This is a genomic window from Rahnella victoriana, from assembly GCF_004330295.1.
GTDB classification, from domain to species: Bacteria; Pseudomonadota; Gammaproteobacteria; order Enterobacterales; family Enterobacteriaceae; genus Rahnella; species Rahnella victoriana.
Genome location: NZ_SJOJ01000028.1, coordinates 12,883 through 33,873, shown reverse-complemented (window position 1 = coordinate 33,873; position 20,991 = coordinate 12,883). Strand labels below are relative to the sequence as shown.

Genomic DNA, 20,991 nt, shown 5'->3' with positions numbered 1-20,991 from the left:
TGGTCACTCATTGTGTAAAAGGGTTAGGAAAGGACAGAGGAGACTAAAAGCTGCGTATACGGATGATGGGGATCGTCGAGCACGCGGTCGGTTAATCCACTTTCCACCACCTGACCTTGTTTCATCACCAGCAAACGGTGCGCCAGCAGACGGGCGACGCCCAGATCATGGGTGACAATCACCACCGCCAGCTGCATTTCCACCACCAGCGTGCGCAGTAAATCCAGCAGACGCGCCTGCACGGACACGTCCAGCCCGCCGGTCGGTTCATCCATAAACACCAGCCGCGGATGCGTCACCAGATTGCGGGCGATTTGCAGACGTTGCTGCATCCCGCCGGAAAACGTAGTCGGCAGGTCATCAATGCGGGAAACCGGAATTTCGACATCTTCCAGCCACTGACCGGCTTTTTTGCGGATATTGCCGTAATGACGTTCACCGACCGCCATCAGACGCTCACCGATATTGCCCCCGGCCGAAACCTGGCGGCGTAAACCGTCCATCGGATGCTGATGCACCACGCCCCAGTCGGTGCGCAGCAAACGGCGGCGGTCACTTTCGGCCATGTCATACAACGACTGCGCGGGTGTCTGACCGTTGTTGTAAATCACATTGCCAAGCTGTGGCGCGAGACGGGCGGAAATCGACTGCAACAGCGTGGTTTTGCCCGAGCCGGATTCGCCGACAATGCCCAGCACTTCGCCGGGATACAGACTGAACGACACATCGCTGAAGCCTTTGCCCGGCGCATAAAGATGGGTCAGGTTATTCACCGACAGCAGGGGTTCAGCGGCCAGATTTAACGGAGTGTTCATCAGCGGTTACCCTCGTTGGAAGCCTGTTGCTCAAGCTGCTGAGCGCAAAAATCGGTGTCGGAGCACACGAACATGCGGTTGCCCTGATCGTCGAGTACCACTTCATCGAGATAGCTGTGGTGTGAACCGCAGAGCGCGCAGGGTTCATCCCATTGCTGGACGGTGAAAGGATGATCGTCGAAATCCAGACTTTCGACTTTGGTGAACGGCGGCAGGGCGTAAATACGTTTTTCACGTCCGGCACCGAACAGCTGTAACGCGGGCATCATGTTCATTTTCGGGTTATCAAATTTCGGGATCGGCGACGGATCCATCACGTAGCGGTCATTCACTTTCACCGGATAGGCGTAAGTGGTGGCGATATGCCCGAAGCGCGCGATGTCTTCATACAGTTTCACCTGCATCACGCCGTACTCTTCCAGCGCGTGCATTTTGCGGGTTTCCGTTTCACGCGGTTCAATAAAGCGCAGCGGCTCAGGGATCGGCACCTGAAAAATCAGGATCTGATCTTCCTGCAACGGCGTTTCCGGAATGCGGTGGCGGGTCTGGATCAGGCTGGCTTCCACGGTTTTGCCGGTGGTTTTCACGCCGGCGACGCTCTGGAAGAATTTGCGGATCGACACGGCGTTGGTGGTGTCATCCGCACCCTGATCAATCACTTTCAGCACGTCGTTTTCGCCAATCACGCTGGCGGTCAGCTGGATCCCGCCGGTGCCCCAGCCGTAAGGCATCGGCATCTCGCGACCGGCGAACGGCACCTGATAACCGGGGATCGCCACCGCTTTGAGGATCGCGCGGCGGATCATGCGTTTGGTCTGCTCGTCGAGATAACCGTGGTTGTAACCGGTGATCGTGTGGGCGGCATTATTGTTCATGGGCGGGATCCTGTTGTTTCGCGGCGCGCAGGCGTTTTAACAACTCCAGCTCGGCCTGAAAATCGACGTAATGCGGCAGCTTGAGGTGCGAGACAAAACCGGCGGCTTCGACGTTATCGGCGTGGGACAAGACGAATTCCTCGTCCTGCGCCGGGCTGCTGATTTGTTCGTGGTATTCGCGGGTTTGCAGGGCGCGGTCAACCAGTGACATCGACATCGCCTTGCGCTCGGAGCGGCCAAACACCAGCCCGTAGCCCCGGGTGAAATGCGGTGGCTTGTCTTCCGGCGCGACAAAACCGTTCACCATTTCGCATTCGGTCAGCAGGATCTCGCCGATATCAATCGCAAAACCCAGTTCTTCCGGCACGATTTCCACGGTCAGCCAGCCGGTACGGATTTCACCGGCAAACGGATGGGTACGGCCATATCCGCGCTGGGTGGAATAACTCAGTGACAGCAGAAAACCTTCGTCGCCGCGCACCAGTTGTTGCAGACGCGCCGCGCGTGACGCCGGATACACCGGGGGCGTGCGGGTGATATCTTCCGGCTCACTGCCGTCGTCTTCCTCCTGCACCGCCAGTTGTTGTTGCGTCAGCAAATCAAACACATGGCCGCACTCTTCGGGCTGTGGCTCATCGGCCACCGGTGTGAAGGGCGCTTCGCCTTCCGCCAGCAGGGCAAAATCCAGCAGGCGGTGGGTGTAATCGTAGGTCGGGCCGAGTACCTGACCGCCGGGTAAATCTTTATAAATGGCGGAAATACGGCGTTCCAGACGCATCGACCGGGTGTTCAGCGGTTCGCTGGTCGCCAGACGCGGCAGGGTGGTGCGGTAAGCGCGCAGCAGGAAAATGGCTTCCACCAGATCACCGCCGGATTGCTTAATCGCCAGCGCCGCCAGTTCGCGGTCGTAAATTCCGCCTTCACTCATGACGCGATCTACCGCCAGACCCAGTTGCTGTTCGATCTGGTCACAGCCCAGTTCACTGACCCCGGTGTCGCCACGGCGCGCGTGCGCCAGCAACTGATGAGCGGCGGCAATCGCCTTCTCACCTCCTTTCACGGCGACGTACATCAGCACACCTCCACGCGCGTGGTGCGCGGCACGGCAATCAGGTCTTCGCCGCAGGTGAACATAAAGTCCAGACCCAGCGGGAAACGGTGAGGGCGGTTGAGCAGATAATCGCGGACACAATCAGGCAACTGCGGGGAAATCATGCGGCTGCTTTCAATGCCCGGCCCGCGCAGACGCAGCGGTGTGCCGCCGGTCAGGCTTTCCAGCTGAACAATCACGCTTGTCGCCAGTTCCGGTGACATCTCATCGCCGCACGGGAAAGCCAGCAGGGTGGCGCTGTCGAGCGCCGGATCGGCCAGCGCAAAACTGACAGAGGACGGATCATCGGTGAGCAGCGCGCCGGTATGAAAGCGCAGGTTCTTACGCAGAATTTCATCGTTAAGCGATGCGCTCAGCCACAGCGGCGTGTCCTGATCGATAAGTGTCAGCAGCACGCAGGCGCTGGCGGAACCTAAGGCACCAAAACCGGGCATGGCAGGCAACGGCACGCTGACACCCGGCTCACTTAACGCCTTGAGAATACGACGGAAACTGTACTGTGCATCGGCAACCGGATGTTGAAAACTGGCAACTAGTGACATGCGTTATTCTCCGCGAACCAGGGTAAAGAAATCGACGCGGCTGGAAGCCACTTCACGGGCGCGTTGCTGGCGGCGTTCCTGTTGCAGCGCGGCCAGCGGGGCAATCACGCGTTTGTGCAGCAATTCGTCCATGCCCTGCATTTGCAGCAGCGCATCAATCACTGCACACAGTTCGGCGTGCGGTTTATGACGCCCGCTGACGTAGCTGTAGCCGTAGACGCCGCCGTCTAACTGAATGACGGCGCGGGTGACGGTCATATCGCCCATCACAAAACGTTTGCCGGTAGCCCCCATGCGGCCCTGAAGCTGAGTCAGTCCGGTTTCAGGGGCACGAATACGTTCGAATTGCGGTGATAAATTCAGCGGCTGCCAGTGCGCAAGCAGTTCATCGGGGCGGCTGTGAGCCAGCACCGACATCCAGCGCTGGCGGGTTTGCAGGTGATCCATTCAGTGCTCCATGGTCAGTTCGATCATGTCGGCGCGCGTCAGGCTGACGGAATATTCCGCCACCGCATCGCTGCCTTCACAGATGTTCAGGGTGCGGACACACAGCAGCGGTGCCTGCGGGACGATTTCGAGTAATTTGCTTTCTTTCGCCAGCGCGCGGCGGGCATTGATACGGGTGGTACGGCGGCTGAGCTTTTGCTTAATTTCCTCACGGATAAAATCGTGCAAGGAGCCGCTGTGGAAATTTTGCAGCGCAGACCACCAGTCGAGATCCGGCAGGTAGTGATCAATCACGCAGACCGGCACGCCGTTGACGCGGCGCAGCGTGCGCAGGTGGATCACCGTATCGCCCTCCTGACGTGACAGCGCCGCGGCAACGTGATCGGTGGCCGGACGCAACACCGCCAGCAGACGTTCGCTGGTCGGGTGACTGCCCTGATCCAGCAGGTTCTGGCTGAAACGTGCCTGCGAATGCAGCGGATAATCATAAGGCCGCATCAGCACCAGCGTGCCAATGCCCTGACGGCGTTGCAGCCAGCCGCGATCCACCAGTTCATCCACTGCACGGCGCAGCGTATGGCGGTTCACCTGAAAACGTTCGGCAAGCTGTTGTTCCGGCGGCAGATAATCGCCGCAGCGGTAACCGTTACGCAGCTCCTGTTCCAGTTCAGCAGCGATTTGCTGATATACCGTTGTATGACTGGTCGGATGTCTAGATAAGTTCATCACAATGAATACCTCGCACGGGATAAACGGGCAATGGCAGGGGAAAGTTGAAAACGTTCTGAAAGGGTCATGATGCAAACCTCAGTGTGGCGTTGGCATCATCTTGGCCGTGCTAAGTGACAATTGGGTGAAGGTCTGGTTGCAGGAAAATGAAGAGTTGGAAGACGTCTCGCAGGAATGAAAAGGGAAGATTTACCGGCGATCAGCAGAGAATTACATTTCGGCGGCACGGGCGATGGCAAAAACCCTCAAGGTTATTATTCACGCGATTATATAAAATTTTGTATAATCAATTCGCAGAGGTATGATGAAAAGGATCTTCTTTGTCGACAGCAGTTTGGCGGATTTACAGCGTTTTCCCTTGCAGGCCCGGCGGGAAGCAGGACACCAGTTGTATCGGGTGCAACATGGGGAAATTCCTTTTGACTGGAAGCCCATGCCAGATGTAGGGATGGGGGTGCGTGAATTACGGATTAAAGATGCGGAAGGTATCTACCGGATTTTGTATATCGCCAAATTTAAAGAAGCCATTTATGTGCTGCACTGCTTTCAGAAAAAATCCCAGGCCACAAATCACCATGATCTGGAGCTGGCTAAAAAACGCTATAAATCAGAAGTAAGCCGGAGGAAACATGATTCAGAGTTTTGACAATGTCTGGGATGCCATCGAAGAAACGCCCCAGGAAGCTGAGAATATGAAAATACGCTCCAGATTAATGATGGTTCTCACTGCCCATATCGAAAAGAACAAAATGACTCAGGCTCAGGCTGCGACGTTTTTTGGCGTTACTCAGCCACGCATATCGGATCTGGTACGCGGTAAAATCTCGGTATTCAGTATTGATATGCTGGTCAACATGCTGGCGAGTGCGGATTTGCACATCACCCACATTGAAATCGGTGGAAAAGTCATGGTGTGAAATAAGAGTTGGAAGACGTCTCGCAGGATTTAACAGTGGTGACTTACGGGAAGAGCGTGAAGGAATACACTTGTTTTAGTTGATTGTTTTTTATACTAAAACTCGTAAAAGGAACGGTTATGTCATTAGAAAATAAGAGGGATTTTAAAACGTCTTTGGAGCAACCTCTTCAGGAAACCGCCATTGAACAATGGCGACGTGAAAACAAAGCGGGGCTTGAGGCCATCAAGAAATATGTGGAAAAACATGGGACGCTAACCCATCCGCCACGGAAATTATAAATGGAGCATTTTGCTATTTATAAAAATATGGGTAAGCGCAAAGCCGCTTATCCGTACCTGCTTAATATTCTCCATCCTGCTGCCAGTGGCTTCGGTAATACGGTCATGGTGCCACTGGTTCCCCTTGCAAGGATGGCGATTTCTCCCCCTAAAAAGCTGTGTCCGTTACTCAAAATTCAGCACAAACATTATGTGCTGATGACGCATATTCCCGGAGGGATCCCGCCTCGGGAAATCGGTGATCAGGTCAGGCAGCTCGACGGTGAAATCTACGAAGTGAAAAACGCATTTGATTTTTTACTGAATGGAATCTGAAAAGTGAGGGGGATGATTTCCCCTCTGAAACGTTACGGTTACGTGCTTACCGCAAATAATGAATCACCTGATTGCCGCTGCCGCGCCAGATAAGCGACGGGTCTTTCAGTTCCTGCACGAATTTCCCATCGACCAGCACATTAATCAGCGCCACCACGTCCTGCTGTTCCACTGTCAGTTCGCCGAGTGTATAACCGGTCCACATCCACACATCTTTGCCCGGACATTCCGCCTGTACACGTAACAACAGCTGGCGCACCGCCGACAGATTTTGTGGATGCAGCGGGTCGCCGCCGGACAGCGTCAGACCCTGACGCGGGATCACTGGATTTTGCAGATCGGCGATGATGCGGTCTTCGTCTGCCTGCGTAAATGGCTTGCCGGAATCCGGCCGCCAGGTGCTTTTGTTATAGCACCCGCGGCATTCGTGGACGCAGCCGGAAACGAACAGTACGCAGCGTGTTCCCGGCCCGTTCACCACATCAATCGGGTAATACTGATGGAAGTTCACAGCATTAACCCAGCTGGCCGTTACCCAGATGTTTAATCCGGCGTTTCACTTCTTCCTGCTTACCGGCATTAAACGGACGGGCATCCGGGCTGCCAAGATAACCACACACGCGGCGGGTGACCGACACGCGGGAAGGTTCGTGATTGCCGCATTTCGGGCAGGTGAAACCTTTGCTGGTACACTCGAATTCGCCGGTATAACCGCAGTCGTAGCACTCATCGATCGGCGTGTTGGTGCCGTAATAAGGCACACGGCTGTAGCTGTAATCCCACACATCTTCCAGCGCTTTCAGGTTGTGTTGCAGGTTCGGGTATTCGCCGTAACAGATGAAACCGCCATTGCTCAGCGGCGGATATGGCGCTTCGAAATCGAGTTTTTCATACGGATTGACCTTCTTCTCGACGTCCAGATGGAAGCTGTTGGTGTAATACCCTTTGTCGGTGACACCGGCCACCAGGCCGAATTCGGCTTTGTCCAGACGGCAGAAACGGTCGCACAGGTTTTCGCTGGGTGTGCTGTACAGACTGAAGCCGTAGCCGGTTTCGTCTTTCCAGCTGTCGGTGGCGGCTTTCAGACGAGCCACAATCGCCTCGGCTTTTTCGCGCAACTGGCTGGCGTCGAACACGTGGGTATGGTCGCCGAACAGCGCGTTAATGGTTTCATGCACGCCAATGTAGCCCAGTGAAATCGAGGCGCGGCCATTTTTGAAGATGCCGGAAATATCGTCGTCGGCTTTCAGACGAACGCCGCAGGCACCTTCCATGTACAGGATCGGTGCGACGCGCGCCTTGATGCCTTCGAGGCGCGCAATGCGGGTCATCAGGGCTTTCTTCGCCAGCAATAAACGTTCGTCGAGCAGTGCCCAGAACGCCGCTTCGTCGCGGTTCGCTTCCAGCGCGATGCGCGGCAGGTTCAGGCTGATCACGCCGATATTGTTGCGGCCTTCGTGGATCATCTCGCCGTTTTCTTCGTAAACGCCCAGGAAACTGCGGCAGCCCATCGGCGTTTTGAAGGAACCGGTGACTTTCACTACCTGATCGTAATTGAGAATGTCCGGGTACATGCGTTTGCTGGCGCATTCCAGTGCCAGTTGCTTGATGTCGTAATTGGCGTCACCGGCTTTATGATTCAGGCCGTCGCGGATGGCGAACACCAGTTTCGGGAACACCGCGGTTTTGCGGTTTTTGCCCAGTCCGGCAATGCGGTTACGCAGGATTGACTGCTGGATCAGACGGGATTCCCATGAGGTGCCCAGACCGAAACCAAAGGTGACGAACGGCGTCTGGCCGTTGGCGGTATGCAGCGTATTGACTTCATATTCCAGCGACTGAAAGGCGTCATAGCACTCTTTCTCCGTGCGGTTATGAGCGAACGCTTCAACATCGGCAATCTGCCACTCTTCGGCAGTCTGGCGGTGTTTATTGAAACTGGCGGTGACGAAGGGGGCCAGCACTTCATCGATGCGGTTAATGGTGGTGCCGCCATAAATGTGGCTGGCGACCTGCGCAATAATCTGCGCGGTCACGGCCGTGGCGGTGGAAATGGACTTCGGGGTGTCAATTTCAGCGTTACCCATTTTAAACCCGTGGTTGAGCATGCCTTTCAGGTCGATCAGCATGCAGTTAAACATCGGGAAGAACGGGGAGTAATCGAGGTCATGATAGTGGATTTCGCCACGCTCATGCGCCAGCACCACTTCACGCGGTAAAATATGCTGTTTGGCGTAATGCTTCGCCACGATCCCGGCCAGCAAATCGCGCTGGGTAGGAATGACTTTGCTGTCTTTGTTGGCGTTTTCGTTGAGCAGCGCCATGTTGCTTTGCTCGACCAGACCGCGAATTTCCTGATTCAGACGTCCGCGCATTTCGCGTTTCACATCGCGGTCGTGGCGGTATTCAATATAGGCACGAGCCAGTTTTTTATATGGGCCAGCCATCAGCTGATTTTCAACCGCATCCTGAATTTCATGGATATCGACGCGCGCCTGATCTTGCAGCGTTTCAGCGACAATCCGGGCAACCTGCTCGCAATAACCAATGCTGTCGATGCCTGCGGCAGCGGCAGCGCGTTGCACCGCTTGTTTGATCAGAACTTCATCGAAAGGGACCTGACAACCATCCCGCTTAATCACGATGGGCTGCATTGTAGTGGATTTTGCGGGTAGGGTTTCCAGTCTGTCTGCCTTCACAATGACACTCCTTTTGGGCGGATCCCGCGCCGCACAAGGCTTACAGGCCGGTTGTGTAGCTGTCGCGGTAAACCGCTATATATTGGGTTGGGTGTGTACTATACACACTATATGTAGCATTCACGCGAGTGATAATTCTCGTTTTATTGACCTGAAACAAAGAATTTTTTTGGCGGAAGAATTGATGACCAAATGTAAATTCTGGCCTGAATTTTGCCTGTTGTTTTATAAGGGGATGCATAAAAAACAAACGGGTCAGCCACGGATGTGACCGACCCGACAGAAGGGAAAATTCAGATTATCCGGCGAGTTGCCACAGACATTCGTACGGACGCAGCGTGCCGGAAAGTGCCGGTGTCGCATAATTACTCAGCACCGTGCTGCCGCTGAATTCCGGCAAGGTGAACGCCTGATCCTGTGCGCTCAGGTTTGCCATCACCCGCAGGGTTTTGCCGTCTGCCGTGCGGGTATAGCACCAGAGTTGCGGATGCTCTGGCAGCAAATCCTGATAATCGCCACCGGTCAGTACCGGCAATGTTTTGCGCAGGCGGATCAGTTGCTGATACAGATAAAACACCGAGTCTTTATCGGCCAGCGCCTGTTCGGTATTGATGTCTCTGGCATTGTGGCTGACGGAAATCCACGGTGTGCCGGTGGTAAATCCGGCCTGATCTCCGGCGTTCCATTGCATCGGCGTACGCGCGTTGTCCCGCGATTTCTTCGCCAGAATGCGCAGCAGTTCTGCGGTGTCGCGGCCATCCGTTTTCAGTTCGGCAAACATGTTCAGGCTTTCCACATCGCGGTATTGCTCGAGATGTCTGAAGCCCGGATTGGTCATGCCGATTTCCTCGCCCTGATAAATGTACGGCGTGCCCTGCAGACCGTGCAGCACCATCGCCAGCATTTTAGCCGACGTGGTGCGCAGTGCGCCTTCATCACCAAAACGCGACACGATGCGCGGCTGATCGTGATTACACCAGAACAGCGCGTTCCAGGCGTGACCGTGCATGCCCTGCTGCCAGTCGCGGAAAATCTGCTTAAGCTGGATAAAATCCGGTGGCGCGTCAGTCCATTTTTCGCCGTTCGGATAATCCACTTTCAGGTGATGAAAGTTAAAGGTCATCGACAGTTCGCTGCCGTCGTTGGCGGCGTAACGGCGGCAGTGCTCCAGTTGGGTGGAAGACATTTCGCCGACGGTCATCAGCCCGAGGGGTTTGAACACGTCGCGGCTGAATTCCTGCAGGAACTCATGAATGCGCGGGCCGTCGGTGTAAAAACGGCGGCCATCCCCGGCGTCGTCAGACGGGAAATCCTGCTGCTTGGACACCAGATTGATCACGTCCAGACGCAGCCCGTCGACGCCTTTGTCCGCCCAGAACTGGCAGACTTTTTTCAGCGCCTCGCGCACCGGCGGGTATTCCCAGTTGAGATCGGCCTGCTCGGTGGCGAACAGATGCAGATAATACTGACCGCTGGTTTCATGCCACTGCCAGGCGCCGCCACCGAATTTTGAACGCCAGTTATTCGGCGGCCCGCCTCCGTCCGCGCCGTCACGCCAGATATAAAACGGACGGAACGGACTGCCCGGATCCTGCGACTGGCGGAACCATTCGTGATGCGTGGAAGAGTGATTAAACACCATGTCCATCACGATGCGGATCCCGCGCTGATGCGCCTCTGCGGTCAGCCGTTCGAAATCTTCCAGCGTGCCGTAAGCCGGGTCAATCTCGCAGTAATCCGCCACGTCGTAGCCATTATCAATCTGCGGCGACAGGTACATCGGCGTCAGCCACAGGGCATCGACGCCGAGCGTTTTCAGGTAATCCAGACGCTGCGTGATGCCGTTGATATCCCCCGTACCGCTACCGGTGGTGTCCTGAAAACTCTTTGGGTAAATCTGGTAAATCACGCCGTTTTTCCACCACGGCAATTCGCTGCTCATTCCATTTTCCTTTTGAATGTCTTACGCCACGGCCAGCTCGCCACGGCGCGCTTTACGCTGATACACCACGACGGTCAGGATCACTGGCACCACAATCGCCACCAGCATGGCCAGTGCGTAAATGCTCCAGAACTGCGGTTTGATGGACAGAATGCCCGGCAAGCCGCCGACGCCGATGCCGTTGGCCGTCACGTGGAACAGGCCGCAAATCAGACCGGCACAGGCGGAGCCAATCATGGCGCACAGCATCGGGAAGCGGTATTTCAGGTTGATCCCGTACATGGCCGGTTCGGTGACGCCGAGGAAGGCGGAGATGGCGGCAGGGACGGAAATCTCACGTTCGTTGTGTTTACGGCTGACGATAATCACCCCGACCACGGCGGAAGCCTGCGCAATGTTGGAGAGGGCGATCAGCGGCCAGACCGGGGTGCCGCCGGTGCTTTGCACCATCTGCATATCGATGGCGAGTGTGGTCTGATGCACGCCGGTAATCACCAGTGGCGCGTAGAGGAAGCCAAACAGTGCCGCACCGACCGGCGCGAGGCTGCCGGTCATGATGAATTTCACGGCGAAGGCCACACCGTCGCCGACCATACGACCAAACGGCCCGATCAGCGTATGCGCCAGGAAGACGGCAATCAGCAGTGAGCTGACCGGCACAATCACCAGATACAGGTAATTGGGCACGATGCGTTTGAGGCCATTTTCAATCATCGCCAGCGCCATCCCGGCAAGCACGGAAGGAATGACCTGCGCCTGATAACCGACTTTTTCGATGGTGAACCAGCCGAAATTCCACACTTCGGGAATTTGCTGACCGAGGTTGTAGGAGTTCATCAGCTGTGGCGACACCAGCGTGATACCCAGCACGATGCCGAGGATTTCGGTGCCACCCATTTTTCTGACCGTTGACCAGCAGACCGCCACCGGCAGGAACATAAACACCGCTTCGCCGAGCAGCCACAGGAAGTCGTAAATCGACTGCCACAGCGGATGCATCTGCGCCAGCGTCTGGCCGTCGCTCATCGGGATTTCACCGATGACGTTGCGGAAACCGAGAATTAAACCGCCGCTGATCAGCGCCGGGAGCAGCGGGAAGAAGATTTCCGCAAAGTGCGAAATGCTGCGTTCAAACCAGCTCATATTCTGGCGGGCGGCGATTTTTGCCTGCTCTTTTCCCGCCTGACTTTTACCGGTGCTGGCGAGTAAAACTTTATAGTAATCGTCCACTTCCGGCCCGATCACTACCTGAAATTGCCCGGCATTGGTGAAGCAGCCTTTGACCATCGGCAGGGCTTCGAGACCTTTCGGATCGGCTTTAGACGGATCATTGAGGACGAAACGAAGACGCGTAATGCAGTGAGTCACCATCGCGATATTGTCGCTGCCGCCGACAAGGGCGATCAGCTGATCAACATCCTGTTGCTTAACTTTGCTCATGGGAAGTGGCCTGTGATGTAGCGTGAGTGTGTAGGGTACGGTTTAAGCATAGCGAAGGCGGCGGGAACTTGTCCGGGAACGTTCCCGGTTTTGCCGGGACGATCACAAAGTTTCTGCTTTTAAGAAAGGTACAGGGCAGAAAGGCAGGGGATCAGAAAGCCAGCTTTCCGGGGATAATCAGCTGTTGCACGGGCGCAGAACCGCTGAGCTGCGTCAGCAATTGTCGGGCTGCCGCTTCGCCGCCTGCGCCATAACCGAGTTCCACCGAGTACGATTCCGGGAACAGGAAATGCAGCAGCGGGTTATTGCCGATACCGCAGACCTGAATGTCGCGGATTTGCTGCTGTTGCAGGTATTTCTGTGCGCCGATAGCGATGGTATCCGAGGCGCAAATCACCGCCTGAATGTCGTTTTCCAGTAAGCGCGGGATCAGGTCAAAACCGCTCTGATAGGTCAGTTCGCCAAGCGCCATGTGCGGCGTCAGCCCCTGCGCCTGACACAACGCCTGATAAGCTTCACTGCGTCGCTGACCGGTGGTGGTGTCCCGTGGCGAAACGCCGATAAACCCGATGCGGCGGATATCCTGCGCCAGCAACTTGTTCATCAGCAGTTGTACCGCACCGGCATCGTCATAACACACCGAAGACAACCCCGGCATATCGCGCGCCAGCATCACCAGTTTGTCCTGCCACGGCGTCAGCATTTGCGCCGATAAACCGGTAAAACCAAACAACACCACGCCGTCGATATTGCGCTGCTTCAGCACCTGTAAATGCTCTTTAACGCGTTCGGCGCTGAACTGGCTTTCCAGCACAATCGGGTCGTAACCCTGCTGATAAAACAGCGGCAGCATGGCGCGCACCGCCTGATTTTCTGACGGAGAATCCAGGCGCGACACAATGATCGCCACAATTTTATCGCTGAAGCCACGCATCGCCCGCGCGGATTTCGACGGGCTGAAATGTTGCTGTTCAATCACCTGTAACACCCGTTCGCGGGTTTGCGGGCTGACGTTGCCTTCGTTATTTAAAACGCGGGAAACCGTGGATTTTCCGACACCGCTCAGGCGGGCAATATCATTAATGGTCAGGCGATTTTGTAGGGTCATGTTTTCAGGTGAAAGAGGGTCAGGTTTAAATTTGGTTGTAGTTAACCGGCGTATAGTGCGCTCGCCGGAGATGCTGTGTGCGTCATCCGTGCCGTTACCCTAACGGATTTTTATACCCGATGCGTATGAATTTCCCAACCGTTCCTTACCGGAGGTGAAAACCCATGGAACCCGACCCCAACTCAGTAGGTCCGTTGTGATCCGGTAAGCACCCGCATTTTTGCTGCTGCTTGCCGTGACGTTACCTGGTAAGCAGTGGCGATCGTCTTTTTCGTTCGCCCTGTTTTTATAACCCTTTTGCCATGCTCACGGCGGCTTTGCCGTGGGCGCAACAAAGGTGCGAATGATGTTCAAAAATTTCACTTCCCGGCTGCTCACTGCGCTCAGCCGTAACTTACCGCGTCGTTTAGTCCGTCGTGACCCGATGCTAGAAAACGTGCCGGCCCGTGCTGCGCAGGCGATCCCTGCCGCGATGTCGGCACATTGTCAGGCCTGTGCCCGTGCCACGGAAGACCAGCTGTATCTGCAATTCGCCAGCCATCCTGAAGGGCTGACGGCGCACGAAGCCGACGCGATCCGCGAGGTGTCCGGCCTCAATCAGACCGGCGACCAGCAACCGGCACCGTGGTGGCTGCATTTATGGCACTGCTACCGCAATCCGTTCAACCTGCTGCTGACCGTGCTCGGGCTGGTGTCCTACGCTACCGACGATCTGACCGCCGCGCTGGTGATTGGCGCGATGGTGCTGATCTCTACGTTTATGCATTTTATTCAGGAAGCGCGCTCCAACAAAGCGGCGGATGCGCTGAAAGCCATGGTCAGCAATACCGCCACGGTGCTGCGCAGTGACGCTCAAACCGGGCGCAGCGAAACGGTGGAAATCCCGATCAGCCAGCTGGTGCCGGGTGATCTGATCAAACTGTCGGCGGGCGATATGATCCCGGCGGATCTGCGCATTCTGTCTGCCAAAGATCTGTTCATCAGCCAGGCGGCGCTGACCGGTGAATCCCTGCCGGTGGAAAAACATGCCTGCGAGAAAAAACCGGTGGCGGCGGACCCGCTTGAACTGAACACGCTGTGCTTTATGGGCACCAACGTGGTGAGCGGCACGGCGATCGCCATGGTGATTGCCACCGGCGGCAAAACCTGGTTCGGCCAGCTCGCCGAACGTGTGGTTCAGGAAGATACCCAGCCGAATGCCTTCCAGGCCGGGATCAGCAAAGTCAGCTGGCTGCTGATCCGCTTTATGATGGTGATGACGCCGGTCGTGCTGGTGATCAACGGCTACACCAAAGGCGACTGGTGGGAAGCGGCGCTGTTCGCGCTCTCCGTGGCGGTCGGGCTGACACCGGAAATGCTGCCGATGATTGTCACCTCGACGCTGGCGAAAGGCGCGGTCAAACTGTCCCGCCAGAAAGTGATCGTTAAACGTCTGGACGCCATCCAGAACTTCGGCGCGATGGACATCCTCTGCACCGATAAGACCGGAACGCTGACGCAGGATAAAATCGTGCTCGAGCGCCACACCGACGTGCTCGGTGAAACCAACGACGACGTGCTGCATCTGGCGTGGCTGAACAGCCATTATCAGACCGGCCTGAAAAATCTGCTGGATGTCGCGGTGCTGGAATGCGGTGATGCCAGCAAGGCGCATCACTCGCTGAAAGTCGATGAAATTCCGTTCGATTTCGACCGCCGCCGTATGTCTGTGGTGGTGGCCGAAAATGATCAGAACCATCGTCTGATCTGCAAAGGCGCGCTGGAAGAAATGCTGTCGATTTGTACGCTGGTGCAGCTCAACGGTGAGATTGTGCCGCTGACCGATGTGTTGCTGGCGCGTATCCGCCGCATTACCGACGATCTCAATCAGCAGGGGCTGCGCGTGGTGGCAGTGGCGCATAAAGTGATGCCATCGCGCACGCAGGGTTATGGCGTGACCGATGAATCCAGCCTGATCCTTGCCGGTTATATCGCGTTTCTCGATCCGCCAAAAGAGAGCACTGCACCGGCGCTGGACGCGCTGCAACGCAAGGGTGTGACGGTGAAAATCCTCACCGGCGATAATCCGCTGGTGGCGCGCAAAGTCTGCAAAGATGTGGGATTACAGGCCGATAACGTGCTGATCGGCAGCGATATTGATGCCATGGATGACAGTCAGTTGCTGCGGGTCGCCCGCGACACCACGGTGTTCGCCAAACTCACGCCGATGCACAAAGAGCGCATTGTGCGCGTGTTGCGTGGTGAAGGGCATGTGGTCGGGTTTATGGGCGACGGCATTAACGACGCCCCGGCGCTGCGTGCGGCAGACATTGGTATTTCCGTGGATTCGGCGGTGGATATCGCCAAAGAAGCGGCGGATATCATTCTGCTGGAAAAAAGCCTGATGGTGCTGGAGCAGGGTGTGACAGAAGGGCGCAGAACCTTCGCCAACATGCTGAAATACATCAAAATGACCGCCAGTTCTAACTTCGGTAACGTGTTCAGCGTGCTGGTCGCCAGCGCCTTCCTGCCGTTCCTGCCGATGTTGCCGCTGCATCTGCTGATTCAGAACCTGATTTACGATGTGTCTCAGGTGGCGATCCCGTTTGATAACGTGGATGAAGAGCAACTGGCAAAACCGCAGCGCTGGAACGCGGGTGACATTGGCCGCTTTATGGTGTTCTTCGGGCCGATCAGTTCCGTGTTCGATATCATGACCTTTGGCCTGATGTGGTGGGTGTTCCAGGCCAATACGGTGGAGGCGCAGACGCTGTTCCAGTCCGGCTGGTTCATTGAAGGATTGCTGTCGCAGACGTTGATCGTGCACATGATCCGCACCCGCAAAGTGCCGTTTATTCAGAGCCGCGCCTCCTGGCCGCTGTGCATCATGACGCTGCTGGTGGTGGTGACCGGCATCTCCCTGATTTACTCACCCGTTGCCGGTTTCCTGCAATTGCAGCCGCTGCCGCTGAGCTACTTCCCGTGGCTGGTGGCGATCCTGGCCGGTTACATGGTGCTGACGCAGTGCGTGAAAGGCTGGTTCGTGCGCCGTTACGGCTGGCAATAAGGGTTTCGCGTTAATCATAAAGGCGGTGATTGTTAACTCAGTCACCGCCTTTATTTTATCCAGCGACTATAGTTATTCCTTTAGATTCAGCGGGCTAAGATGGCGCGCTTTTTACTCTGAGGAATTTCACCGATGTTATTGCCTTTCCGTCGTACCCTTCTGGCTTCATCCCTGTTTCTCACCTTTTCCGCGTTTGCCGCGCCAGCCGGGAATTTACCGCTAATGCCGTGGCCGGATATCAAACTCTAATGCGAGTGATTTATTTTATATGTTTCGTTTAAAGAAATTCTAATAAGTGTGTATTTTACACAATAAGTGAATTTTCAAATAAAAAAATCAAGAACAAGTAATGTCAGGTTAGCCAGTAACGAGTGAGTAATGTGATTGAATGCTTGTTGGTGCAAAGGGTATAGTAGGGCGTACAGACCAACGTCGGCGTAATGAATTCCCGTTCCTTGGCTACGCCATCACTCATAAGTTTTTTTTGTAAAACGTTGGTAGATGTATATGCCGTATGAATTAATATATCAAAACGAGTGATCCAGTATTAATTAGAGTTCGACTAAACTGGGATTTTTTTTCTGAACTACATTGTAAGTAAAAAATCTAGTGCGTACGTGTATAATGCAATACCATTAGAATAGGAATGAATCACAACTAAGGGACTAATATGGATGACATTGATGATATAGCCACGCGTATTGCTGGGATTATTCTATCCCCCGAATCAGTAAATGGCCTCATAAACGGTGCGTTCACCGTGCCGCTTGATATAGGATATATGGCATATGGTGTGTTTGATACAGGCTCACGGTTCCGGCGTGAAACAGCTAGAATTAGAATGGCTGGCGCTATAAGAAACGATATCTTGAATTATGACCATATCATAGATGCGATTAAGATAATTTTTACTAAGTTTAACATCTACGTTACCGAAACAGAGCAGGACAATATATATAGAGGCGTAATTACATCATTTGTGGGAAGGATGGGGACTAATACAATCATGGCTATGATAACGGCTGCAGTATTAGAAAGAGTTTCTTTTATCTCAGCTACATTTAAATCGAAACCCATAGCTGTATTAACTGGAGTGTTGTTAATTGGTGGTATGACTGAGCGCTCAATACGAACCTCTGAACGGTTGGAGGCTGAGAACCCAGAAATATATAATTTATTGAGTGCGAAAGACTATGATCTCCTTTACTTCTTATTTGAGCCAACCGTTCAACCTTTTGTAGATGCGATGCATATCAGAATGACGCAAGGCGAACCTGCATTCAGAAAAATAATTGAGTTGGTGAGGAAGAAAATAAATGCCTAAAGACGGGGTGTTTTTTAAAGTCATCAAGATGGTACTTACTGCAATCGAAAAAGTAGTCGCATTTATAATTTATTATTTATTTGAGTTCGCATTTGCACCATTGATTATATTTGGGACAATACTTTGCATTATGTACATCGAGTCGTGGCCGATGAAGTTTGTAGGTATAGGAGCTTGGTTAATTTTTCTATACATCTTGTACAAAGTGATTGATAAAATCACAGGAAGAGACAAACGTAATAATTAACTTTATAAGGATATAACATGTCAATTCCAGCTTATTTATTTCTAACAGATGAGAATAATTCTCCGATTATCGACGGCTCGTTAGTTTCTGGCCGCGTGGGTGCTTATGAGGCGATTACCTGGAAGCACTGCGACGGTAATATCATACACAAGGATGAATGGAATGAGAGGGCCACAGCGTAGCATTGCCTGCCAAAGCTACTCTTCGGTCAGTTGGCCGGGCTCGTACTCGGAATGGAGGTATGCCGATGGAAATAAGCTTTGATAAAGTTCATTGAAAATAAGACAGGTAAAATAATGAATGGGCGTGATATCCGCCCATTCATTATTCCTGATTAATGCTATGACTTTCGCGTATTGTTTAGATCGTTACGACGGTTCACACGGGTGTTAATCAGCAAGGTGATGATCAGAATCGACGCGATCACGCCCAGCGATATTCCCACAAGAATGTGGAACACGTCGAGCAGCGCCATCTTGATACCGGTGAACAGCAGGAACGCCAGCAGGCGCAGGCTCAGCTGGATGATGCGGCGGCGATCCATGACGAACTGGTGATCGCGATGGTGTACCCGCTGGAGGTGTTGCTGAACGGCGTGAAGCCGTAAGGCAATGCACCGGGCGGCAGGGGCTGCCCGGTGCAGGAAGGATCAGTGTTTCTGACAGGCTGCGGCGGTAAACAACACATCGGTGGAAGAGTTCAGCGCAGTTTCCGCTGAATCCTGCAAAATACCGATGATGAAGCCGACAGCCACAACCTGCATGGCGATGTCATTGGGAATGCCAAACAGGCTGCATGCCATCGGGATCAGCAGCAGCGAACCGCCCGCCACCCCTGACGCGCCACAGGCGCATACTGCCGCCATCACGCTCAGCAACAGCGCCGTCAGAATATCCACTTCAATACCCAGCGTCGTGACCGCCGCCAGCGTCAGCACCGTAATGGTGATCGCCGCGCCCGCCATATTGATGGTGGCACCCAGCGGGATCGACACGGAATAGGTGTCTTCATCCAGGCCCAGTTTGCGGCAAAGGTTCATGTTGACCGGAATATTGGCGGCAGAACTGCGGGTGAAGAAGGCGGTGACGCCACTTTCACGCAGGCAGGCAAAGACCAGTGGGTAAGGATTGCGACGGGTTTTCACCAGCACGATCAGCGGGTTAAATACCAGCGCCACCAGCAACATACACCCGATCAGCACGGCAAGCAGATGGGCGTAATCGTAGAGTGCGCCAAATCCGCTGGTGGCCAGTGTTTCGGCGACCAGACCGAAAATCCCCAGTGGCGCAAAGCGGATCACCACACGGACAATTTTGGTGACGGCCACCGAGACATCCGTGACCAGATTTTTCGTCGTATCAGCAGCCTGACGCAGCGCCAGCCCAAGGCCAATCGCCCAGGCCAGAATGCCGATATAATTCGCATCGATCAGGGCGCGGAACGGGTTAGACACAATGCTCATAATCAGCCCTTTCAGCACCTCCGCAATGCCTCCCGGCGGCGTGATTTCGACGTTCGCGACTTTCAGATCCAGCGTCGAGGGGAACATAAAACTGACCACGACGGCAATCAGCGCCGCTGAAAACGTCCCGAAGAGATACAGAAACAGGATCGGGCCGAGCGCGGTTTTCCTGCCTTTGGGATGATTGGTAATGGAGGCGGTCACCAGCACTAACACCAGCAACGGCGCGACGGCTTTCAGCGCGCCGACAAACAGGCTGCCGAGCAGACCTGCTGTTTGTGCCACTTCAGGCGCCAGTGCCGCGAGGATGATACCGGCGATTAAGCCGACCAGAATTTGCATCACCAGACTGCTGTCGGTGAAGCGTTTTACAAATGACGGAGAGGATGGTGTTTGCATGATTTTCCCTTTTTTATACGTTATCACCGTTCGTGTCCTGAACGGCGAAGCAGGAGACTAGCAGAATCTAGCTCAAAAAATAACGGGCGCTTGTTAGCGCCCGCCTGATGACAGTATTTTGCGATCGATGCCCGCTTATTTTTTGGATTTTGCGAGGTCAGCCCGACGGTTCACCCAGGTGTTAATCAGCAAGGTGATGATCAGTATCGACGCGATCACGCCCAGCGATATTCCCACCGGAATGTGGAACACATCGAGCAGCAGCATCTTGATACCGATGAAAATCAGGATCACCGCCAGACCGTATTTCAGCATCGAGAAACGCTCTGCCACGCCCGCCAGCAGGAAGTACATCGCACGCAGGCCGAGGATCGCAAACAGGTTAGACGTCAGCACGATGAACGGGTCGGTGGTCACCGCGAAAATAGCCGGGATACTGTCGACCGCGAAAATCACGTCACTCAGTTCGACCATGATCAGCACCAGCAGCAGCGGTGTGGCGAACAGAATACCGTTACGGCGCACGAAGAATTTCTCGCCCTGCAATTCGTCGGTCATACGCATTTTACTGCGCAGCCAGCGGATCATCGGCTTTTCGCCCACTTCGCCGTCATCTTCTTTCGCCAGCGCCATCTTGATACCGGTGAACAGCAGGAACGCGCCGAACACATACAAAATCCAGCTGAATTGCCCCACCAGCCAGCTGCCGGCGAAAATCATACCGGTACGCAAGACGATGGCACCGAGCACGCCGTACACCAGTACGCGGCGTTGCAGGTTGGCCGGAATGGAGAAGTAACTGAACAGGATCAGCCAGACGAAGACGTTATCCACCGCCAGCGCTTTTTCCAGCAAATAGCCGGTCAGGAACATGGTGGCCTTGGCATCGGCCACTTCACGGCCAAACTCGCCGTTGAGATACCACCAGAAGCCGAAGTTGAACAGCAACGACAGGCCTATCCACACCAGCGACCACATCGCGGCACTTTTCATACTCATGGTTTGCGCGCCTTTGCGGCCCTGCAACAGCAGGTCGAACGCGAGCATAATTATCACTACCACGGCAAAGGAGCCCCACAACATCGGGTTGCCTACGGAGTTCATCATTGCGATATCCTCGAAAAAACATCAAAAAAAAACGGCCAGCGTCGGAAGACGTTAGCCGCTCATTTTTTGAGCTGTGAGCAAACCTCGCCTTCCGGCAAGGTCTCACTTACAAAGATAAGTATTCATCTTATGAATGCTTATCTTTGCCCCGGTAACCGGGTGGCTGAGACGGCGCTGCGTGAGCG

Annotated in this window: 20 protein-coding genes and 1 pseudogene; 8 read left to right on the top strand and 13 right to left on the bottom strand. The window is 54.6% G+C overall.

Features of this window, described 5'->3' with window-relative positions:
* Positions 1 to 23: 23 nt before the first annotated feature.
* Genes phnK through phnF form a run of 6 tightly spaced genes read right to left on the bottom strand, consistent with a single transcriptional unit; the run spans position 24 to position 4,516 of the window.
* A complete protein-coding gene (phnK, locus tag EYY67_RS20050; RefSeq protein ID WP_131694255.1) occupies positions 24 to 815 on the bottom strand; it encodes a phosphonate C-P lyase system protein PhnK in 792 nt (263 codons plus the stop codon).
* Complete coding sequence (locus tag EYY67_RS20045) at positions 815 to 1,690, bottom strand: alpha-D-ribose 1-methylphosphonate 5-phosphate C-P-lyase PhnJ (RefSeq protein WP_095923635.1); 876 nt, start codon at positions 1,688 to 1,690, stop codon at positions 815 to 817. Before EYY67_RS20045 ends, phnK begins: the two co-directional genes overlap by 1 nt.
* A complete protein-coding gene (locus EYY67_RS20040) occupies positions 1,680 to 2,762 on the bottom strand; it encodes a carbon-phosphorus lyase complex subunit (RefSeq protein ID WP_131694254.1) in 1,083 nt (360 codons plus the stop codon). The genes EYY67_RS20045 and EYY67_RS20040 overlap by 11 nt, the downstream gene beginning before the upstream one ends.
* Complete coding sequence (gene phnH / locus EYY67_RS20035) at positions 2,762 to 3,343, bottom strand: phosphonate C-P lyase system protein PhnH (protein WP_095923633.1); 582 nt, start codon at positions 3,341 to 3,343, stop codon at positions 2,762 to 2,764. The genes EYY67_RS20040 and phnH overlap by 1 nt, the downstream gene beginning before the upstream one ends.
* 3 nt (positions 3,344 to 3,346) lie before the next feature.
* Positions 3,347 to 3,790: a phosphonate C-P lyase system protein PhnG gene (gene phnG / locus EYY67_RS20030; protein WP_095923632.1), complete on the bottom strand. Its 444-nt coding sequence runs from the start codon at positions 3,788 to 3,790 to the stop codon at positions 3,347 to 3,349.
* A complete protein-coding gene (gene phnF, locus EYY67_RS20025; protein WP_131694253.1) occupies positions 3,791 to 4,516 on the bottom strand; it encodes a phosphonate metabolism transcriptional regulator PhnF in 726 nt (241 codons plus the stop codon).
* A 304-nt stretch (positions 4,517 to 4,820) separates the two neighbouring features.
* Between phnF and EYY67_RS20020 the strand changes: the two genes are divergently transcribed.
* The 4 genes from EYY67_RS20020 (at position 4,821) to EYY67_RS20005 (ending at position 6,032) form a co-directional block, all read left to right on the top strand.
* Positions 4,821 to 5,165, top strand: coding sequence for a type II toxin-antitoxin system RelE/ParE family toxin (locus EYY67_RS20020; protein WP_242675617.1), 345 nt, complete (start codon positions 4,821 to 4,823; stop codon positions 5,163 to 5,165).
* Positions 5,149 to 5,436 carry a helix-turn-helix domain-containing protein gene (locus EYY67_RS20015; RefSeq protein WP_131694251.1) on the top strand — a complete coding sequence of 96 codons (288 nt, stop codon included), beginning with the start codon at positions 5,149 to 5,151 and terminating at the stop codon, positions 5,434 to 5,436. The genes EYY67_RS20020 and EYY67_RS20015 overlap by 17 nt, the downstream gene beginning before the upstream one ends.
* 119 nt (positions 5,437 to 5,555) lie before the next feature.
* Positions 5,556 to 5,717, top strand: coding sequence for a type II toxin-antitoxin system CcdA family antitoxin (locus EYY67_RS20010; protein WP_131694250.1), 162 nt, complete (start codon positions 5,556 to 5,558; stop codon positions 5,715 to 5,717).
* On the top strand, positions 5,718 to 6,032 hold the full coding sequence (locus EYY67_RS20005; RefSeq protein WP_131694249.1) for a CcdB family protein: 315 nt from the start codon (positions 5,718 to 5,720) through the stop codon (positions 6,030 to 6,032). It begins immediately after the preceding gene.
* A 46-nt stretch (positions 6,033 to 6,078) separates the two neighbouring features.
* Here the strand turns inward: EYY67_RS20005 and nrdG are convergent, their stop codons facing one another.
* The 5 genes from nrdG to treR all read right to left on the bottom strand — a co-directional run bounded on the left by nrdG (position 6,079) and on the right by treR (position 13,221).
* Entirely contained in the window at positions 6,079 to 6,543 is a 465-nt protein-coding gene (gene nrdG / locus EYY67_RS20000) for an anaerobic ribonucleoside-triphosphate reductase-activating protein (RefSeq protein WP_131694248.1), read from the bottom strand.
* Between the two features lie 4 nt (positions 6,544 to 6,547).
* On the bottom strand, positions 6,548 to 8,686 hold the full coding sequence (nrdD, locus tag EYY67_RS19995; RefSeq protein ID WP_131694265.1) for an anaerobic ribonucleoside-triphosphate reductase: 2,139 nt from the start codon (positions 8,684 to 8,686) through the stop codon (positions 6,548 to 6,550).
* A gap of 343 nt (positions 8,687 to 9,029) precedes the next feature.
* Positions 9,030 to 10,673 (bottom strand): alpha,alpha-phosphotrehalase, encoded by a 1,644-nt coding sequence (treC, locus tag EYY67_RS19990; RefSeq protein ID WP_131694247.1) that lies wholly within the window; start codon positions 10,671 to 10,673, stop codon positions 9,030 to 9,032.
* A gap of 21 nt (positions 10,674 to 10,694) precedes the next feature.
* Positions 10,695 to 12,113 carry a PTS trehalose transporter subunit IIBC gene (gene treB / locus EYY67_RS19985; RefSeq protein WP_119823366.1) on the bottom strand — a complete coding sequence of 473 codons (1,419 nt, stop codon included), beginning with the start codon at positions 12,111 to 12,113 and terminating at the stop codon, positions 10,695 to 10,697.
* Positions 12,114 to 12,264: 151 nt separating this feature from the next.
* Positions 12,265 to 13,221, bottom strand: coding sequence for a trehalose operon repressor TreR (treR, locus tag EYY67_RS19980; protein WP_131694246.1), 957 nt, complete (start codon positions 13,219 to 13,221; stop codon positions 12,265 to 12,267).
* A gap of 343 nt (positions 13,222 to 13,564) precedes the next feature.
* Between treR and mgtA the strand changes: the two genes are divergently transcribed.
* From mgtA to EYY67_RS24540, 4 genes and pseudogenes are all read left to right on the top strand, one after another.
* Positions 13,565 to 16,267, top strand: coding sequence for a magnesium-translocating P-type ATPase (gene mgtA, locus EYY67_RS19975; RefSeq protein WP_131694245.1), 2,703 nt, complete (start codon positions 13,565 to 13,567; stop codon positions 16,265 to 16,267).
* Between the two features lie 670 nt (positions 16,268 to 16,937).
* A complete protein-coding gene (locus tag EYY67_RS19970; RefSeq protein WP_131694244.1) occupies positions 16,938 to 17,591 on the top strand; it encodes a hypothetical protein in 654 nt (217 codons plus the stop codon).
* Between the two features lie 351 nt (positions 17,592 to 17,942).
* Positions 17,943 to 18,020 (top strand): annotated as a pseudogene (locus tag EYY67_RS24770) (type VI secretion system tube protein Hcp); the annotation flags it as partial.
* Between the two features lie 269 nt (positions 18,021 to 18,289).
* On the top strand, positions 18,290 to 18,445 hold the full coding sequence (locus EYY67_RS24540) for a hypothetical protein (RefSeq protein ID WP_165497986.1): 156 nt from the start codon (positions 18,290 to 18,292) through the stop codon (positions 18,443 to 18,445).
* Positions 18,446 to 18,487: 42 nt separating this feature from the next.
* On the opposite strand, the gene sstT is transcribed toward EYY67_RS24540, so the two are convergent.
* Positions 18,488 to 19,699, bottom strand: a complete 1,212-nt coding sequence (sstT, locus tag EYY67_RS19955) for a serine/threonine transporter SstT (protein WP_131694241.1) — start codon at positions 19,697 to 19,699, stop codon at positions 18,488 to 18,490.
* Between the two features lie 135 nt (positions 19,700 to 19,834).
* Positions 19,835 to 20,803 carry a TerC family protein gene (locus tag EYY67_RS19950; RefSeq protein ID WP_095925224.1) on the bottom strand — a complete coding sequence of 323 codons (969 nt, stop codon included), beginning with the start codon at positions 20,801 to 20,803 and terminating at the stop codon, positions 19,835 to 19,837.
* Positions 20,804 to 20,991: the final 188 nt, after the last annotated feature.

Coding starts and splice junctions, on each gene's coding strand:
- phnF (WP_131694253.1), bottom strand. CDS start 4,516: ATGAACTTATCTAGACATCCGACCAGTCATACAACGGTATATCAGCAA.
- treC (WP_131694247.1), bottom strand. CDS start 10,673: ATGAGCAGCGAATTGCCGTGGTGGAAAAACGGCGTGATTTACCAGATT.
- EYY67_RS20040 (WP_131694254.1), bottom strand. CDS start 2,762: ATGTACGTCGCCGTGAAAGGAGGTGAGAAGGCGATTGCCGCCGCTCAT.
- treR (WP_131694246.1), bottom strand. CDS start 13,221: ATGACCCTACAAAATCGCCTGACCATTAATGATATTGCCCGCCTGAGC.
- EYY67_RS20020 (WP_242675617.1), top strand. CDS start 4,821: ATGATGAAAAGGATCTTCTTTGTCGACAGCAGTTTGGCGGATTTACAG.
- phnK (WP_131694255.1), bottom strand. CDS start 815: ATGAACACTCCGTTAAATCTGGCCGCTGAACCCCTGCTGTCGGTGAAT.
- sstT (WP_131694241.1), bottom strand. CDS start 19,699: ATGCAAACACCATCCTCTCCGTCATTTGTAAAACGCTTCACCGACAGC.
- phnH (WP_095923633.1), bottom strand. CDS start 3,343: ATGTCACTAGTTGCCAGTTTTCAACATCCGGTTGCCGATGCACAGTAC.
- EYY67_RS20015 (WP_131694251.1), top strand. CDS start 5,149: ATGATTCAGAGTTTTGACAATGTCTGGGATGCCATCGAAGAAACGCCC.
- EYY67_RS20010 (WP_131694250.1), top strand. CDS start 5,556: ATGTCATTAGAAAATAAGAGGGATTTTAAAACGTCTTTGGAGCAACCT.
- treB (WP_119823366.1), bottom strand. CDS start 12,113: ATGAGCAAAGTTAAGCAACAGGATGTTGATCAGCTGATCGCCCTTGTC.
- phnG (WP_095923632.1), bottom strand. CDS start 3,790: ATGGATCACCTGCAAACCCGCCAGCGCTGGATGTCGGTGCTGGCTCAC.
- EYY67_RS20005 (WP_131694249.1), top strand. CDS start 5,718: ATGGAGCATTTTGCTATTTATAAAAATATGGGTAAGCGCAAAGCCGCT.
- EYY67_RS19950 (WP_095925224.1), bottom strand. CDS start 20,803: ATGAACTCCGTAGGCAACCCGATGTTGTGGGGCTCCTTTGCCGTGGTA.
- mgtA (WP_131694245.1), top strand. CDS start 13,565: ATGATGTTCAAAAATTTCACTTCCCGGCTGCTCACTGCGCTCAGCCGT.
- nrdD (WP_131694265.1), bottom strand. CDS start 8,686: ATGCAGCCCATCGTGATTAAGCGGGATGGTTGTCAGGTCCCTTTCGAT.
- EYY67_RS19970 (WP_131694244.1), top strand. CDS start 16,938: ATGGATGACATTGATGATATAGCCACGCGTATTGCTGGGATTATTCTA.
- EYY67_RS20045 (WP_095923635.1), bottom strand. CDS start 1,690: ATGAACAATAATGCCGCCCACACGATCACCGGTTACAACCACGGTTAT.